General features: G+C 61.2%; 15 protein-coding genes and 2 tRNA genes. 4 read left to right on the top strand and 13 right to left on the bottom strand.

Annotated elements, in window-relative coordinates:
- Positions 1 to 61: 61 nt before the first annotated feature.
- A complete protein-coding gene (locus SPITH_RS11945) occupies positions 62 to 484 on the top strand; it encodes a cytidine deaminase (RefSeq protein ID WP_014624557.1) in 423 nt (140 codons plus the stop codon).
- On the opposite strand, the gene SPITH_RS04630 is transcribed toward SPITH_RS11945, so the two are convergent.
- The 6 genes from SPITH_RS04630 to SPITH_RS04605 all read right to left on the bottom strand — a co-directional run bounded on the left by SPITH_RS04630 (position 472) and on the right by SPITH_RS04605 (position 5,737).
- Positions 472 to 1,305 (bottom strand): butyrate kinase, encoded by an 834-nt coding sequence (locus tag SPITH_RS04630; RefSeq protein ID WP_014624556.1) that lies wholly within the window; start codon positions 1,303 to 1,305, stop codon positions 472 to 474. The two genes, SPITH_RS11945 and SPITH_RS04630, sit on opposite strands and share 13 nt — an antisense overlap.
- Positions 1,298 to 2,995 (bottom strand): DNA repair protein RecN, encoded by a 1,698-nt coding sequence (recN, locus tag SPITH_RS04625; protein WP_014624555.1) that lies wholly within the window; start codon positions 2,993 to 2,995, stop codon positions 1,298 to 1,300. The genes SPITH_RS04630 and recN overlap by 8 nt, the downstream gene beginning before the upstream one ends.
- On the bottom strand, positions 2,988 to 3,833 hold the full coding sequence (locus SPITH_RS04620; protein ID WP_014624554.1) for an NAD(+)/NADH kinase: 846 nt from the start codon (positions 3,831 to 3,833) through the stop codon (positions 2,988 to 2,990). Before SPITH_RS04620 ends, recN begins: the two co-directional genes overlap by 8 nt.
- A 14-nt stretch (positions 3,834 to 3,847) precedes the next feature.
- Positions 3,848 to 4,864, bottom strand: coding sequence for a DegT/DnrJ/EryC1/StrS family aminotransferase (locus SPITH_RS04615; protein ID WP_014624553.1), 1,017 nt, complete (start codon positions 4,862 to 4,864; stop codon positions 3,848 to 3,850).
- 10 nt (positions 4,865 to 4,874) lie between these two features.
- On the bottom strand, positions 4,875 to 5,354 hold the full coding sequence (locus SPITH_RS04610; RefSeq protein WP_014624552.1) for a chemotaxis protein CheW: 480 nt from the start codon (positions 5,352 to 5,354) through the stop codon (positions 4,875 to 4,877).
- 62 nt (positions 5,355 to 5,416) lie between these two features.
- Positions 5,417 to 5,737 (bottom strand): hypothetical protein, encoded by a 321-nt coding sequence (locus SPITH_RS04605; RefSeq protein WP_014624551.1) that lies wholly within the window; start codon positions 5,735 to 5,737, stop codon positions 5,417 to 5,419.
- 114 nt (positions 5,738 to 5,851) lie between these two features.
- Between SPITH_RS04605 and SPITH_RS04600 the strand changes: the two genes are divergently transcribed.
- On the top strand, positions 5,852 to 6,484 hold the full coding sequence (locus tag SPITH_RS04600; protein WP_014624550.1) for an adenylate kinase: 633 nt from the start codon (positions 5,852 to 5,854) through the stop codon (positions 6,482 to 6,484).
- Between the two features lie 4 nt (positions 6,485 to 6,488).
- Here the strand turns inward: SPITH_RS04600 and SPITH_RS04595 are convergent, their stop codons facing one another.
- Both SPITH_RS04595 and SPITH_RS04590 read right to left on the bottom strand, forming a co-directional pair.
- A complete protein-coding gene (locus SPITH_RS04595) occupies positions 6,489 to 7,406 on the bottom strand; it encodes a tetratricopeptide repeat protein (protein ID WP_014624549.1) in 918 nt (305 codons plus the stop codon).
- Between the two features lie 54 nt (positions 7,407 to 7,460).
- Positions 7,461 to 9,170 carry an AAA family ATPase gene (locus SPITH_RS04590; RefSeq protein ID WP_014624548.1) on the bottom strand — a complete coding sequence of 570 codons (1,710 nt, stop codon included), beginning with the start codon at positions 9,168 to 9,170 and terminating at the stop codon, positions 7,461 to 7,463.
- A gap of 199 nt (positions 9,171 to 9,369) precedes the next feature.
- Between SPITH_RS04590 and SPITH_RS04585 the strand changes: the two genes are divergently transcribed.
- Positions 9,370 to 9,858 carry a hypothetical protein gene (locus SPITH_RS04585; RefSeq protein WP_014624547.1) on the top strand — a complete coding sequence of 163 codons (489 nt, stop codon included), beginning with the start codon at positions 9,370 to 9,372 and terminating at the stop codon, positions 9,856 to 9,858.
- A 77-nt stretch (positions 9,859 to 9,935) separates the two neighbouring features.
- Here the strand turns inward: SPITH_RS04585 and SPITH_RS04580 are convergent.
- From SPITH_RS04580 to SPITH_RS04570, 3 genes are all read right to left on the bottom strand, one after another.
- A tRNA-Glu gene (locus tag SPITH_RS04580) sits at positions 9,936 to 10,007 on the bottom strand.
- Positions 10,008 to 10,023: 16 nt separating this feature from the next.
- A tRNA-Lys gene (locus SPITH_RS04575) sits at positions 10,024 to 10,096 on the bottom strand.
- Positions 10,097 to 10,163: 67 nt separating this feature from the next.
- Positions 10,164 to 11,393, bottom strand: a complete 1,230-nt coding sequence (locus SPITH_RS04570; RefSeq protein ID WP_014624546.1) for an IS256 family transposase — start codon at positions 11,391 to 11,393, stop codon at positions 10,164 to 10,166.
- Positions 11,394 to 11,555: 162 nt separating this feature from the next.
- Between SPITH_RS04570 and SPITH_RS04565 the strand changes: the two genes are divergently transcribed.
- The gene (locus SPITH_RS04565) at positions 11,556 to 11,927 is read left to right on the top strand and encodes a hypothetical protein (protein ID WP_041623365.1); all 372 of its coding nucleotides are present in this window, start codon (positions 11,556 to 11,558) and stop codon (positions 11,925 to 11,927) included.
- Here the strand turns inward: SPITH_RS04565 and aat are convergent.
- A complete protein-coding gene (gene aat, locus SPITH_RS04560; protein ID WP_014624545.1) occupies positions 11,823 to 12,662 on the bottom strand; it encodes a leucyl/phenylalanyl-tRNA--protein transferase in 840 nt (279 codons plus the stop codon). The two genes, SPITH_RS04565 and aat, sit on opposite strands and share 105 nt — an antisense overlap.
- Positions 12,631 to 14,907 (bottom strand): ATP-dependent Clp protease ATP-binding subunit ClpA, encoded by a 2,277-nt coding sequence (gene clpA / locus SPITH_RS04555; RefSeq protein ID WP_014624544.1) that lies wholly within the window; start codon positions 14,905 to 14,907, stop codon positions 12,631 to 12,633. The genes aat and clpA overlap by 32 nt, the downstream gene beginning before the upstream one ends.
- Between the last annotated feature and the right edge of the window lie 6 nt (positions 14,908 to 14,913).

Here is a 14,913-nt window from a genome sequence, read left to right as displayed (position 1 = left end):
CCGGGACTATCCTATAAAATCGGAAGGAAGACTGTCAACAAAACCGGATCCGGAGGCCCTCATGCCCCTCGACCCCCGACACATCGAGGCACTCCTCACCGCCGCACGCACCGCCGCCGGCCTCGCCTACGCCCCCTACTCCCACATCCACGTAGGCGCAGCCCTCCTCTGCGACGACGGCACCATCGTCCAGGGAGCCAACATGGAGAACCGATCGTACGGCCTCACCGTGTGCGCCGAACGCACCGCCCTGTTCCGCGCCCTCCTCGAAGGCCGACGCGCCTTCACCGCCCTCGCCATCTACAGCCCCGACGTCCCCACCCTCCTCACCCCCTGTGGAGCCTGCAGGCAGGTCCTCAGCGAGTTCCTCCCCCCCGAAACTCCGATCGTCTGCCACGATCCCGAAGGAGAACCGAGGGTATTCACCCTGGGCGAACTGTATCCCCACGACTCCCTCCGCCATCTCAACCCTCAGGCCCCCTGAGGCTGTCCCCCGCCCGCAGCGCCCCTCTGCTGCATCTTCTTCTCGTCGTCCTCCATCTTGTTACGCCACACCTCGATCTTCTTCGACACCATCTCCACCTCCTCGCGTTCACCCAGGAGCATCATGAGCCGCTTGTAACTCTCGAGATAGAGGATCGCCTTCCTGAAATCCTCGAGCCTGTGGGTGGCCAGCTCATAGCGCTCCCTGTAGCGCTCCGCCGCCTGCATGAGGAGGCGCTTCACGAGCTCCAGGTACTGCACCCGCTCCCTGTACCCCTCCACCCGGGGATCGAGCTTCTCCACCAGGGTGCGCAGGTCGAGGATATTCTTTGCCACCGTGGCGAATCGAGCCTCCATATCCACGAAGGCCCACTTCCACTTCGAGCCCTCACCGAAGGCCTCCCTCACGCTCTCCAGGGCGAACCCCAACTTGTGGATGAGGCGGAACCGCTCCTTCTCATCCATACCGCTTATGGCATCCAGCCTGTCCTTGAGATCGGAGATGGAAGGATCGATGAAGTCGGAGACCACCTCCTCGATCTGGATCACGCTCTGTGACCACACCTTTCTCGCCTCGTTGAGGAACCCATCGTTCTTCACCCCCAGGAGCGTCTCCGAGAGCGCGTCCATCACCAGGTACAAGGAGACCTTGTTGAGAAGAAGTTCCGCGAGGGCGAGCTTCTGCACCTCAAACCCCGAATCGGCCTTCGAGACGATGGCCGACAGGTTCCGCTCCCTCGCCGAGAGCTGCTCGAGCCTGCTCGTATACTTCCGAATACGCTCCGTGTAGCGCGCCCGTGCCTCGGCGCTCACCTTAGCCACGCGTGGATCCTCCGTACTTCATGAGTAGCTCCCGTGCATGCTCCCGCGAGACCCTGCTGTCCACGTCCCCCGAGAGCATGCGCGCTAGTTCCTCCTCCCGGTCATCCCCTTCCACATATTCAATATCGGCCATAGTCTCGTTTCCCTCAACCCGCTTGCGCACCACCAGGTGATGATCCCCCCTAGCGGCGATCGATGCGATGTGCGTGATACAGAGCACCTGCTTGTATCTCGCCACCTCGTAGAGGTACTCGCCCACCGCGAGGGCCACCTCCCCCCCTATACCCGTATCCACCTCGTCGAACACGAGGGTGGCGATGGGATCGCTCTGCGCCGTGAGGGTCTTTATGGCGAGCATCACCCGAGAGATCTCACCACCAGAGGCGATCTTGCGGAGAGGCTTGAAGTCTTCACCCGGATTGGGGGCGATGAGGAACTCCACCCGGTCCATACCCGAAGGGGTGCACACGGGCGCCCCCCGCTCCGAGAGACGCTGCTCCACCTGGACGGAGAACCGTGCCTTCTGCATCCCCAGGGAGCGGATGATCGTCTCCACCCTCCGGGCGAACTCCTCGCCCACCCGGACGCGGGCCTCCATGAGGGCCTTTGCCCGTCGGAGCACCTCCCGCTGGAGCTCCTCCACCTCCATCCTGAGACGGGCCGTCTCCTCATCGTACGACTCGAACCTCGAGAGCTTCCGGCGCGCCTCCTCGAGGAAGGATAGCACCTCCTCCACGGTGTCGCCGTACTTGCGCTTGAGGCGCTGGATGAGCGCGCTCCGCTCCGCCACCGCCTCGAGCCGCTCGGGAGAGAAATCGAGCCCCTCCCGATACGACCTGATCTGCTCCGTCACATCCTCGAGCTCGTAGTAGGCGCTCTCGAGACGTGCCCCCAGGGGCTCCACCCTCCTGTCCACCCGCTCCACCTGACCGAGGAGCCTCCGCATCTGTTTGAGGGCGGGAAGCACCGCCTGTGGCCCCTCGGTCGCGAGGGAGAAGAAGTCCTTGAGGTCCTCGGCCACCTGCTCGAGGTGGGAAAGGAGGGAGAGCTCCTGTTCCACCTGTTCGTCCTCGCCCGGTGTGAGCCGTGCCGCCTCGATCTCCTCCACCGCATGGGCGAGGAGCTCCCGCTCCCGTACGAGGTCCCGCTCCTTGGAGAGGAGATCCTCGAGCTCACGCCGCCGCTCGGTGAGCCGCCTGAAAACCTCGGCGTACGCGGCCGCATCCCCCTCCAACCCGCCGAAGGCGTCCAGGTACTGCCGATGCAACTCGGTTCGGAAGAGCGACTGGTGCTCGTGCTGACCGTGGATATCGAAGAGGAACCCCGAGAACTCCTCGAGGTCCGCGACCGTCACCGGCGCGGCCTGGATGAAGGCACTCGACCGACCGGAACTCCTGACCACCCGCCGTACCACCACCCGGCCGTCCTCGGGTTCAATCTCGCGCGCCCCGAGCCAGGCCAGGGCCTCCCGATTGCCCTCCACCACGAAGACCCCCGCCACCTCGGCCTGCTCCTGCCCGGCGCGCACCACATCCGCATCCGCCTTGCCCCCGCCGAGGAGCCCCAACGCCCCTATGAGTATGGACTTCCCCGCCCCGGTCTCACCCGTGAGGACCGTGAACCCCGAGGAAAAGTCCACCACGAGCTCACGCATGATCGCATAGTTACGCACCGAGAGCTGCTCAAGCATACACCGGTCCTCCCGACCATCCGAGTTTGGTCCGGAGCACGTCGTAGAACGTCCACCGCGGAGACAGCAGGAGGCGCGCCCTGATCCCCGCATCCTCCACCCGCACCTCGTCGCCGGGAGCGAGCTCCACCACCTCCTGCCCGTCTATGGTGAGGATCACCCCCGTACGCAGGTGCTGATGCACCCGGGCGATCACCGGCTCGGAAGCAGGGGTCACCACCGGCCTGCTCGCGAGCGAGAGGGCACAGATGGGCGTGACGATGAAGGCCGGCACCTCGGGATGGAGGATGGGGCCTCCGGCCGCGGCCGAGTAGGCCGTGGACCCCGTGGGAGTGGCGATGATCACCCCGTCGGCATGATACTCGCCCATGGTACAGGAGTGCATGACCACCGAGAGACGCACGATCTTCGAGATACCGGACGAAGAGATCACCGCATCGTTGAGCCCGATGCACGAGGCGACCACCTCCCCACCCCTGGAGACCGTGGCCCTGAGCATGAGACGCTCGCTCACAAGGGCCTCCCCCTCCTTCCAGGAAGAGAAGACCTCGCTCCACTCCCCCTCGCCGAGCTCCGCGAGGAAGCCCAACCTCCCGGCGTTGATCGGCAGAAGCGGTACCCCGTGGGAAGCCACGAGCCGCGCGCTGTAGAGAACCGTACCGTCGCCTCCTATGGAGATCGCCAACCGCGCGCCGTCGAGGGAGGCTTCGGGGAGTGACCCCTCCAGACCGACCACGCGGTACGAAAGCCCTTCCCCCCTGAGACGCTCCTCCACCTCATTGAGGATACGAGGGGTACGCGGCTTCTCGAGATTTGCGATCACCACGACATCTGGCATACGTCCACCCGGATTCAAGGGAGGGAGGCGATCACACGCGCCACCCGTTGGACCCGCTCCTTGGACATGATGGGATAGAGCGGGAAGATGAGACAGCGACGGAGGAGTTCCTCCGCTCCCGGACACGACCTTCCCACATCGAAGCAGGCGATGAGCGTATCCTCGAAGGCCTCGCCCGCCTCCACCCCCTGTTTCTTCGCATACTGGAAGGCCGCCTTCCGTTCCGAGGAGAGGAGGACGGGAAAGGTCCAGGGCACCGAGACGGCCCCTTCATGGACGGAGGAGAAACCCGAATGTCGGGACCTCATGAGGGCATCGAGATAGACCTCCCAGATCCCCCTGCGCCGTTCCATGAATTCGTCGAGCTGGGCGAGCTGAGTCATACCGAGAGCGGCGTTCATGTCCGAGAGGAGGTTGCCGAAATGGATCTCCGTCCTCGCCCGGACAAGGGCCTGGGCCTCCTTCTTTCCGCATCCGCCGATCACCGCACCGCCTCCGGTGGTGATGATCCCATCCGACTCGAGACTCACCACCACATATCGGGCGAAGCTCCCCACCGGTGCGCCTTCCCACGAGGCCCCCACCCCCTGGGACATATCCAACACGAGCGGTACCCCCAGGGAGGCGAGCGTCCCCATGTGCGGCACCACCCCCAGGGGGAGATTCCAGAAGACCGCCCTCACTCCGTCGACGAGGTCCTCGAGCCCCCGGGGATCACCCGTCCGCGGATCCACGTCGGCCACCACCACATCCACCCCTAACCGCGCCCACACCTCACCGTACACAGCGGGAAGGAGGGGCGAGGCAAGGATGCGGTCACCAGAAGAGAGCTCGAGCACCCCCATCAATGTGAGGAGGGCACGCTCGTACTCCCGAAAGGCCACTCCGTCGACTGCACCCAGGACCCTCGAGAGATCCCTCGCGAAGGTCCTGGAGACCTCACCCGGGGCGAGGCGTTCGTCGACCATCTGTGCGAGTACGGCCTCCATGTCTCTCCGTCGGATGGAGGGACGGAACAGAGGAATCGACATGTCGGCTCCCTTACCTTGCAATGGTGCGTTCAATCTGCCTGAGCTCCTTGGGGCTGAAGAGTCTGTGGACATCCAGAACGATGAGGTACCCATCCTCCTGCTGGACCACCCCCTCGATGTACTCGGTACCGATACCGGTGAAGACCTCGGGAGGAGGCTGTACCTTCTCATGGGGAATGGACACCACCCTGAGTACCTTGTCGATGAGGACCCCTATCTTGTTCCTGTCTATCTCGAGAATGAGTATCCCACTGAGCAGGCGATCCTCCTCCGAGAGTTCGGGTTCCGGGATGTGGAACCGCCTATGGAGGTTGATCACCGGGATGATATCCCTCCGCAACTTGAAAATACCCTCGATAAAAGGAGGGGCGTTGGGAATGGGACGGACCTCTTGCCTCCGCTGGATCTCCCTCACATCGAAGATATCCACGCCGTAGATCTCGTTCCCGAGCTGAAACGTCACCAGTTGGAGTTGATCCTGTTCGGCCATGCTTCCCCCTTCCCCATAGAATAAGGGAGGATATGGTATTGTGCAAGAGGAAACCCTCGAGGTTATGTATCCGACAACTCCTCGAGACGCCGCTGTTTGGTCTCGAGCAGGGAACGGAGACGCGAGAGCTCCTCGAGATGATCCCGTATCGCCGGGGATTCGGCGGTGATGGTCTTCTGTCCCTTCTCGATGAAGGCGTGGTACACCTCCGCCCCGAGCAGGGTGCTCACCTGCTTGGCCTTCTGCTCGAGTTGATAGATCTCGACCCTGAGCGCACCCTTCTCTCCCGCCTCCTCGGCCTTGGCCTTGGCCTTGGCGAGGAATTCCGCCGACACGTCTACCCCCCTGTCCACCAACTCCCTGAGTTTTGCAAGAAAATCCATACACACCTCCTGTTCCATACTAACCCATTCCCGACCGCTGTACAACATGCTTGTCATACAACGTGTTCCATGGTACATGAGAGCCATACATCCACGACGGGAAGGAGCATGCTGATGCGATTGGTATTCCTCGGCCCCCCCGGGGCGGGTAAAGGTACGGTGGCAGCCATCCTGAAGGATCGGCTCGGGATCCCCCACATCTCCACCGGGGACCTCTTCAGGGACGCCATCTCCCGGAAGACCGATCTGGGAAGAGAGGTGGAAGGGATCCTCGCCCGGGGGGAACTGGTACCCGACGAGCTCACCGTGGCCCTCGTCCGGGAGCGGCTCAAGGCCCCCGATGCCGGACACGGATACATCCTCGACGGATTCCCCCGTACCATCCCCCAGGCGGAAGCCTTGGAGGCCTTCTCGCCGCCGGAGAAGGTAGTCAACTTCGTGATCGACGACGAGGAAGTGGTGAAGCGCCTCTCGGGGCGAAGGGTCTGTCCCTCTACGGGGAGGGTCTACCACGTCATCTACAACCCCCCGAAAGTGGAAGGGAAGGACGACGAGACCGGGGAAGACCTCGTCATCCGTCCGGACGACAGGCCCGAGGCCATACGCCATCGCCTCGAGGTCTATCGGACCCAGACCGCACCCCTCATCACCTACTACGGCAAGAAGTCCAGGCTGGTGGACATACCCTCCGATCGTTCGATAGAAGAGGTGGTCCACCTCGTCGAACAAGCCGTACGAGGCCTCTGACACCTCATTCCTGGGGGAGCATCCCTTCCGGAAGGAGATCATGCTCCTCCAGGATCCCCTTCACCTCATCCACAGGGACGAGGAAGGGAGAGGAGAGGAGCTCCTCTGCCCGTTCCCTGTCGGAGAAACCCAGTTCACAGGCCTTCCGGAGGTCGTCGAGCCCTTCTTTCACCTCACCGGCATAGAGGAGTCGCAGGCGAGCCCTCAAGAAGAAGGCATCGGGATCCTCGGGGTTCACCGAGGTGAGTGTGGAAAGGAGGGTGAGGGCATCGGCGTATCGCTGGGCCGCTTCATACGCCCGGGCGAGCGCGCGGAGCAGATACGGATCCTTGGGATACGAAGAGAGTGCCGTCTCCCCGAGGGTGACGGCCTCCTCGTCCGTGGGAGCGGTCTCGAGCCGCAGGATGGCATAGAGGAGCAGCACCTCCTTCTTCTCCGGAGAGATCTCGTACGCCTCCCCTGCGTACGCGAGGGCCGCACTCACATCACCCTCTTCCATGCGGAGACGGGCGAGGTTGTAGAGAATCGTGACATCGCCCGGCGAGAGCTCGAGCGCCCGACGGTAGAAGTCCTCGGCGGTGTCGGGATCCCCTTTGCAGATGAAGAGGTAGGCCAGGGTGGAGAGGACCATGGTGTTCACAGGATCCCTCTCGAGCAGTCCCTCGAGGAGGGCCTCGGCCCGGTCGTACTCACCCGTCCGGATGTAGGTGCGGGCGAGGTTGTACTCGATACGGGGGGTGTGCGGGGAGAACCTCAGTGCCTGGGTATACGCCCCAACGGCCCGGGAGAAGTCTCCTTCCTCGTAGTAGGCGTTGCCGAGAGAGAAGTATGCCTCTGCGAGATCGGGCCGGGGGGAGGAGGCACAGGAGGTCATCACGAGAAGACAGAGGATCGCCGCCGGGACGAGGCCTCGTACAGCCATGAGAGGAGCCTATCCAGGCCCGCGGAGGAAAGTCAAGGGAATGCGTGGGAGGAGTCAAGACCGTCTCTTTGCAGAACCTGCCACCTCTGCGATCGCATCCAACACCTCACGGACATCTCGATCCACGTCATCGGGGGAGATGAAATCCGCGAGCACATGGTAGTTGGTCTTCGCCATTTCATTGCGTAGTCCAATCCTCTCGTAGAAGTTCTTGAACAGCGGGGCAAGGAATTCGTCACTCGCTTTGAGATCCCCACCCCATGGATCTTTGCCCAGAGTCCTCAGTGCGGCTTCGATCTCTTCAATGGCCTTCTCCATCTCTTCACGCCATCGAGCCCCAAACAGCTCGCCGCTATGACGCTTCCCCTCCGCCTCGGCATATGCGAGGAGCACCTCCTTGCGGCAGATGTAGTTCTCTATTTCCCTCTTGGACCACATGACATGTCTCAGATCGGGATCCTGAGGCAATGCTCTGTCAAGACGATCATACACGGCGATACCGACAAGATCCTGTTTGGCTTCCCGAAGTGCATAGAAGTGTTCCTCTGCTTTCCGTGGCTGATTCCCTACGTAGTGGACAAAGGGACGCTCCAACACCTTCTCAACCGGATGCCCCAGTTTCCGGGCGAGGGCCTTGAGTATAGCCAAATCCGTAGAACCTTCAAGGTACAAGACCCATCCCGTGGTCTCGGCCAGATAGTATTGGTCGTGACCGATGTCGCGCAATGCCTTCAACAGCTGGCTTCCCCGGTCATCAACTCGATGGGGCCTTCCGACGAAAGCTATGACCAGATCCCGTTGTGCTGCTTCATTGAGAAGGATTTCTGAGTGACTCGCTGCAATGATCTGACTGTTGGTTGCCTCCGAGTGTTCACACAACAACTCGTAGATCTGCCTCTGCCGGAGAATCTCAAGGTGCGCATCAGGTTCGTCGAGCAGGAGCACAGATCCTGTGTTGATCGCCATATATGCGAGCAGGAGCAGTGTCTGCTGCTCGCCGCGTCCCGTAGCCGAAATTTCGAGTACCGTGTTGGAGGGAGCAGAGTAATCGAGAGTGATCTCCCCGCGTTCCAGGTTGTACTTGGGATCGTTGAGTCTCGACCCAAAGAGACGATACATGTCTTCTTTTATCCTCTCCCACTTTTCCCTCCCGTTCTCACTTTGCAGAACTTGCCAGCATAGATTCCGTAACACCTCGGCCGTGCGGCCTTCTCCCAGCCTCACCCGTATGGATCCCAGCTCAAGACGGTCTTCCCGGGCTGCAAGACCTGACATCGGGGGAAGATAGGCGATCTGAAGATCCTTGAGATGGGCGGGTACATCGAGCCGCCGTCTGTTCGGACCGAGCGGAGGACGACAGTAGATGGATTCTTCGTTTGCATAATCGAATTCCAAACGACACTCCCACAGGTTCGTGTCCACACCCTCCACCCCAATCTCGATCCTCACATTCCGGGTCTGGGCCCTCCCTCCTATCCGCTCTCCCTCTCTCACATGGAGATCCCTCCACAATAGTTTCGCCGAGGGCACGGGGATGGATATGAGATCCTGCCGGCTGATCGTCACCCCAGCCCGTTTGGAGGGGACATCCTGGGTTCCCCTCTTCTCGAGCCATCTCTTCACGCCGAGATCCCACAAGGCGATCGCTTGGAGAGCGGAGGTCTTTCCCGAGTTGTTGGGCCCGACGAACACCACCCGCTGTGAGAGGTCGATCTCACATTCGTCCAACACTTTGAAATTCCGTACGCAGAGCTTTGTGAGCATTCCCTTCTCCTCGGCAATGGAAAGGGTACATCCCCAGTCTATCCCACGCCCCTGCACAATGCAACAGGATCCTCTCCACGAAGCCGGTCCAGTAGCGACAATCATTTTGGAAAGTTCTCTCCACTTGTTTTTCCTCTCGATACGCTCTATGTTGTATGGGTGCACCGTGCAGATTCATATTAGAGAAGGAGGAAACGGCATGACCGTACGGAAACGCGTGCTCATGGTGGCGCTCCTGACGGCAGTGGCCCTCAGCGCTCACGGATTCGGCATCGGCCTCGCATTCGGACTCGAACCGGTCGGAGGGCTCCCCGGTACCAACGCCTTCCTGTCCGTGAAACCCAACGGCTCCCCTCTCCTCTGGGGGCTCGGATTCACGGTGGGGTCCGAGCAGGTCTCCATCGGCCTCACCGGGGACTACTGGTTCACAAACGAGCAGCTCGTGGGCGTGCTCAACTACTACCTCGGGTTGGGGTTCTACGTGGGATACGCGAGGATGAACGACGAGAACGACATCCAGCTGGGGGGGAGGGTGCCCATCGGACTCAACATCTTCCCTTTGAGTCCGCTCGAGCTCTTCCTCGAGCTCGCTCCCACCTTCACCCAGAGGATCGCGGATCCCTTCAAGTTTCCGGATTTCAACTTCGGGCTCCAGGGATCCCTCGGATTCAGATTCTGGAGCAGGTGACACAGGGAGCCCCGCGTAGGCGGGGCTTTTTCGCTTGCCGGGACATGAAAAAAGCCGCCATCTCCGATGGCGGCCAGCGTCTCCTAGGGGATTCGAACCCCTGTTACAGGGATGAAAACCCTGTGTCCTAACCCCTAGACGAAGGAGACATGTATCGCCGAAGCTTGAGCCGCACAGGATTCGAACCTGTGACCCACGCCTTAAAAGGGCGTTGCTCTACCAGCTGAGCTAGCGGCCCCCCGCGACGGCGTGGACTATACACCAAGGCCTCCAGAATGTCAACATCCAGCCCCCCCTGGGCACTGTCAAGGGGGAGTGTTGAAATTGAGCTGGAGTTGATAAGGGGTGCATCTCCCCACCTCTTGTATCACCTGCATGCCCACCACGTAGAGGCCTACCACCTCATCTGCATGGGCACGGCTCATATACCCAGGATACCTCCGCAGAAAGCTCCTCATGTGACGAAACATGTTCTCCGCAAGGTTGCTCGTCCTCACCTTCTCCTTCCACTCATAGGGTAACTCCAGATAGGAGAAGAGCCGCTCCTTCCGCCACAGGAGAGCAGCCGTCATCCGGGGAGCCTTCGGCGCCCACTTCTTCACGAATGCCTCACACGCACCCTCTGCCTCCTCCTTCCCTCCTGCCTCAAAGAGCTTCCAGTACTCCGCTCGAAAAGCTCGCCTCTCCTTCTGGAGGTCTGCGTTCTTCCCCTTCCGTTCCCCCATATCCTGCAGGAGCTTCTGTTCAAGCGTCCGCTGCAGGTGCCACAGACATATCTGCTTTTTCGCCTCGGGATACACGGTCTCCACCGCCTGCCAGATGCCTTCTGCCTCATCGGCCACCACCAGCTCCACCTCCTCAAGCCCCCGCTCGTAGAGCCCGGTAAGGAGTCGCTCGTAGCTCGCTCGGTCCTCACGCGCTGCAACGATCCAGTCAAGCAGCTCGTGTGTCCCGTCCTCCTTCACCCCCACGGCACTTAAGACCACCAGCTTCTTCTGATCGCTCCCCCGCCTCTTGGCCCATACCCCATCCAGCACAAGGGCCTTCACCCCGCTGAGGGGCCGCTTCCGCCACCGCTCTTTCTCTTCGCGAAGACGTCTGATGAGCCTCAGCAGGGTCTGCGGGTGAGCCTCTCCTATCCCCAGCTCCCGTAAGAGAATGGTCCACGTCCGCGCACTCATCCCTCCCACATACCCAAGCAGAAGTTCCTCGGTGAGGGCCTTGAGCCTGTGCTCATAGGTCACCAGCCTCACCTCTTTCCCGCAGCTGGTACGGATACGCGGCACGCGTACCTCAGTAAGGGTTCCCCATGGGACCTGCACGGTCTTCCACTTCCTGTAGCCGTACCGGTAGTAGGAGACGTCCTCAGGACCTCCTCTGGCATATCGGTCTCTTCCCACTACCGCATCTCTGAGTGCCTCAAGGAGGCGCTCCAGGTAGCTCTTGTACGTCTGGAGGACGTGCTCCCGTACCTGGTCTTCCACTTGCCTCATCAGGCGAGAAAGGGTAGAGTGTGTCGCAGGTACATGTGTCATGGGGTATCTCCTCCTTAGCTGTAAGTGTGTGTTGGTGGGAGATACCCCTTATCTTTTTTCCCCGCCTTTTTCAACACTCGATGTTACAGTCCCCTCTTTCCCTGGAATACCGGAGCTTGCATATCGGCAGTGGATGGACTAGGCTCTTAATAGGGAGACCACATGATGCCATCGAGAAAAAAAATCGTCTATCTCTTCAAACACAAAAGTCTTATGAGAGACAAGGTGGAGGAGGAACTCGCCTTCCTCCGCTACTCCATGGAGGCCCTCGAGCGCATCCTCGTGCTGTATCAGGACTTTCTCATAGAGGCACCGCATCTCTCACAGGACGAGATCGAGGAAGAATCCGCCCACCTCCAGGAAGAGCTCTCCACCTACAACATCGACTTCCTCGCCCATGAAGCCGTGAGGAGCATCGAGCAGATCTCCTCATACACCTCCCATCTCTGCGAGATCTACCGTCTCACGCTCTCGCGACTTCTCAAGAAAAAGCAGTTCGGAGAGCGGCTCCTCCATGTGCGTAAGACCCGGTAGAAGGCATGTCCCCCGGAGGCTGCTCACCCTCCACGTTCCCCTCCTCGACGGGGTGCGGAGGAGAGGCCCGAGAGAGGCAAGGAAGTCCTCGCGCGGAACGGTGACCGCCCCCATTCTCAGGAGATGATCGGTGGGCACCTGGCAGTCGACGAGGGTGATGCCCAGCCTGAGGAAGAGGGCCCTGGAGAAGACGAGGGCCGCCTTGGAGGCATTGTCCACCAGGGAAAACATCGACTCGCCGAAGAAGACCCGCCCGAGGCTCACACCATAGAACCCTCCCACGAGCGCTTCCCCTCTCCAGACCTCCACCGAGTGAGCGTAACCCAGGTGATGGAGGCGGATATAGGCATCGTGCATCTCCGGTGTGATCCACGTTCCCTCCTGTCCCCGCCTGGGTACCGTCGCACAGGCGTGGATCACCTGTTCAAAGGCGAGATCTGCGGAAAACCGGAAGTCGCTGCGTCGAAGGTCACGCCTCAGACGCTTGGAGATGTGGAGGTCGTTCGACCAGAGGATGCAACGAACCTCGGGCGACCACCAGAGGATGGGATACCCCTCCTCGTACCAGGGGAAGATCCCCTGCTCGTAGGCCGAGAGAAGCACGCCAGGCGAGAGATTGCCCCCCGCCGCCACGATATCCTCGTCGGCATCCAAGGGAGAAGGAAACAAGATCCGTTCCCTGTGGGAAAGGTAGGCCACGCCCTCAAGATACGGGATCGGTCGTCTCCTCCTCATCCTCACACCTCACCACCACATCGTCGTCTTCGATGTCGGCGACGGCCTTCCCGCCCTCGGAGAGGGGACCGAAGAGCACGGCATCCACGAAGAAGCCCTTGATCTTCTCCTCTACGAGCCGGGCGATGTTCCGCGCCCCGAAGACCGGCGAATACCCGTGTTCCGCGAGCCATCGCACGCATCGATCGGTGACCTCGAGCGTGACACCCTTCTCCGCGAGCTGCTCCTGGAAGAGTCTGAGCTCCTTTCTCACTATCTGCTCCACGATCTCGGGGGCCAGACGCTTGAAGACGATGACCTTGTCGAGCCGGTTCCTGAACTCAGGACTGAAGAGCTGTTCCACGGCATGTATGATACTCTCCTCCTGCATCACACGCTCTCCGAATCCTATCATCCTCTGACCGAGCTCCCGTGCCCCGGCATTCGAGGTCATGATGAGGACGATGTTCCTGAAATCCGCCTTCTTGCCGGTGTTGTCGGTGATGGTGGCGTAGTCCATGACCTGGAGCAGGACATTGAAGATATCGGGATGGGCCTTCTCTATCTCGTCGAGGAGGAGCACGGCATGGGGATGTTTACGCACCGCATCGGTGAGAAGCGCGCCCTCCTCATATCCCACATAGCCGGGAGGGGAACCGAGGAGACGAGAGACGGTGTGCTTCTCCTGGTACTCGCTCATGTCGAACCGGAGGAGGGGCACTCCCATGATGTCGGCGAGCGAGCGGGCGAGCTCGGTCTTCCCCACCCCGGTGGGGCCCACGAAGAGGAAGGAGGCCACCGGCTTGTCGGGCCTCCTGAAGCCGGCCCGGGCCCTCTTGATGGCCTGGACCACGGCCTCCACGGCCTCGTCCTGACCGAACAGGCGTGCTTTCAGCTCCTGCTCGAGGTTCCGGAGTCGCTCCCTCTCCGACGTAGAGACCGTGCGTTCGGGGATGCGGGCGATCCTGGAAACCACCCTCTCCACATCGTGCACCGTCACTTCGACGGGCTCCCCGGCCTCGACTCCTTCGCGGTAGGTCCTCATGCGTATGTAGGCCCCTATCTCGTCGATCACGTCGATGGCCTTGTCGGGTTGATGTCGATCCGTGATGTACTCCGTGGAGAGTCGGACCGCCGCCTCGAGGGCTTCACGGGAATACCGTACGTTGTGGTATGTCTCGTATCGGTCCGTGATACCCATGAGGATCTCGAGGGTCTCCTCCGGGGTGGGCTCGGGCACGTCGATCTTCTGGAACCGGCGGGCGAGGGCCCTGTCCTTCTCCAGGAATTTCCGATACTCCTCGTAGGTGGTGCTCCCTATGCATCTGATCCTGCCTGAAGCGAGTACAGGCTTGAGGATGTTGGAGGCATCCAGGGCGCCTCCCGTGGTGGCTCCGGCGCCCACTATCGTGTGTATCTCGTCGATGAAGAGGATGGCCCGTTCCTCGGCGAGGAGGGCCTTGATGACGGCCTTGAGACGCTCCTCGAAGTCCCCCCTGAAACGGGTGCCGGCGATGAGCGCGCCCATATCGAGGGCATAGATCTTGTACCCCTTCAGGATCTCAGGGACCGTTCCCTCCGCGATCCTGAGGGCGAGCCCCTCTGTGAGCGCCGTCTTTCCCACCCCCGCCTCCCCCACGTGAAGCGGGTTGTTCTTGAACCGCCGGCAGAGGACTTGTATGGTGCGCTCGAGGAGATCCTCCCTCCCGACGAGAGGCTCGATCCCCCCTTCCCTCGCCCGCTGGACCAGATCCACGGCAAAGGCCTCCAGGGGGTTCGAGGCGCTCCGTTTCTTCCTGGGTTCCCTGTCTTCCTTGGGCGATTCCTCCACCTCGGGGGTCTCCTGCTCCTCCCTCGCCCTGGTGACCGCCTCCAGCAGCGTCACGCGCTTCACCCCGAGCTCCCGGAGGATGTGTCCCGCATAGGTGTACTCCTCGTCGTAGATCGCCACCAGGAGCATACCGACGTCGATCTCTTCGCGGGAGGCGGCTTTGGTCTGGAAGTACGCCCGATCGATCACACTCTGGAATCCGAGAGACTGTTCCGGCGGATCGTTGCTGAGCGGCACCTTGGTCGAGAGATACTTTTCGAGAGGACGGGCAAGAGCCGGGATGTCCACCTCGCAGTACTCGAACACGCGCTTCACCATCTGAAACTGAAGCGAAACATAGAGGATGTGCTCGGGGGTCACGTACTCATGGCGTCTCCCCCTCGCATCCTCATAGGCCGCATAGAGTATATCCTGTACCTCAGTACTCAGCTTCATCCTTCC

Source organism: Spirochaeta thermophila DSM 6578, from assembly GCF_000184345.1.
Lineage (GTDB): Bacteria > Spirochaetota > Spirochaetia > Winmispirales > Winmispiraceae > Winmispira > Winmispira thermophila.
This window is presented reverse-complemented; position numbering and strand designations above follow the sequence as displayed.

Bases quoted from the DNA above. Each gene is read 5' to 3' on its own strand.
- SPITH_RS04600 (WP_014624550.1), top strand. From the start codon at position 5,852: ATGCGATTGGTATTCCTCGGCCCCCCCGGGGCGGGTAAAGGTACGGTG.
- SPITH_RS04570 (WP_014624546.1), bottom strand. From the start codon at position 11,393: ATGACACATGTACCTGCGACACACTCTACCCTTTCTCGCCTGATGAGG.
- SPITH_RS04610 (WP_014624552.1), bottom strand. From the start codon at position 5,354: ATGGCCGAACAGGATCAACTCCAACTGGTGACGTTTCAGCTCGGGAAC.
- recN (WP_014624555.1), bottom strand. From the start codon at position 2,995: ATGCTTGAGCAGCTCTCGGTGCGTAACTATGCGATCATGCGTGAGCTC.
- SPITH_RS04605 (WP_014624551.1), bottom strand. From the start codon at position 5,737: ATGGATTTTCTTGCAAAACTCAGGGAGTTGGTGGACAGGGGGGTAGAC.
- SPITH_RS04585 (WP_014624547.1), top strand. From the start codon at position 9,370: ATGACCGTACGGAAACGCGTGCTCATGGTGGCGCTCCTGACGGCAGTG.
- aat (WP_014624545.1), bottom strand. From the start codon at position 12,662: ATGAGGAGGAGACGACCGATCCCGTATCTTGAGGGCGTGGCCTACCTT.
- clpA (WP_014624544.1), bottom strand. From the start codon at position 14,907: ATGAAGCTGAGTACTGAGGTACAGGATATACTCTATGCGGCCTATGAG.
- SPITH_RS04565 (WP_041623365.1), top strand. From the start codon at position 11,556: ATGATGCCATCGAGAAAAAAAATCGTCTATCTCTTCAAACACAAAAGT.
- SPITH_RS04620 (WP_014624554.1), bottom strand. From the start codon at position 3,833: ATGCCAGATGTCGTGGTGATCGCAAATCTCGAGAAGCCGCGTACCCCT.
- SPITH_RS11945 (WP_014624557.1), top strand. From the start codon at position 62: ATGCCCCTCGACCCCCGACACATCGAGGCACTCCTCACCGCCGCACGC.
- SPITH_RS04615 (WP_014624553.1), bottom strand. From the start codon at position 4,864: ATGTCGATTCCTCTGTTCCGTCCCTCCATCCGACGGAGAGACATGGAG.
- SPITH_RS04590 (WP_014624548.1), bottom strand. From the start codon at position 9,170: ATGCTCACAAAGCTCTGCGTACGGAATTTCAAAGTGTTGGACGAATGT.
- SPITH_RS04595 (WP_014624549.1), bottom strand. From the start codon at position 7,406: ATGGCTGTACGAGGCCTCGTCCCGGCGGCGATCCTCTGTCTTCTCGTG.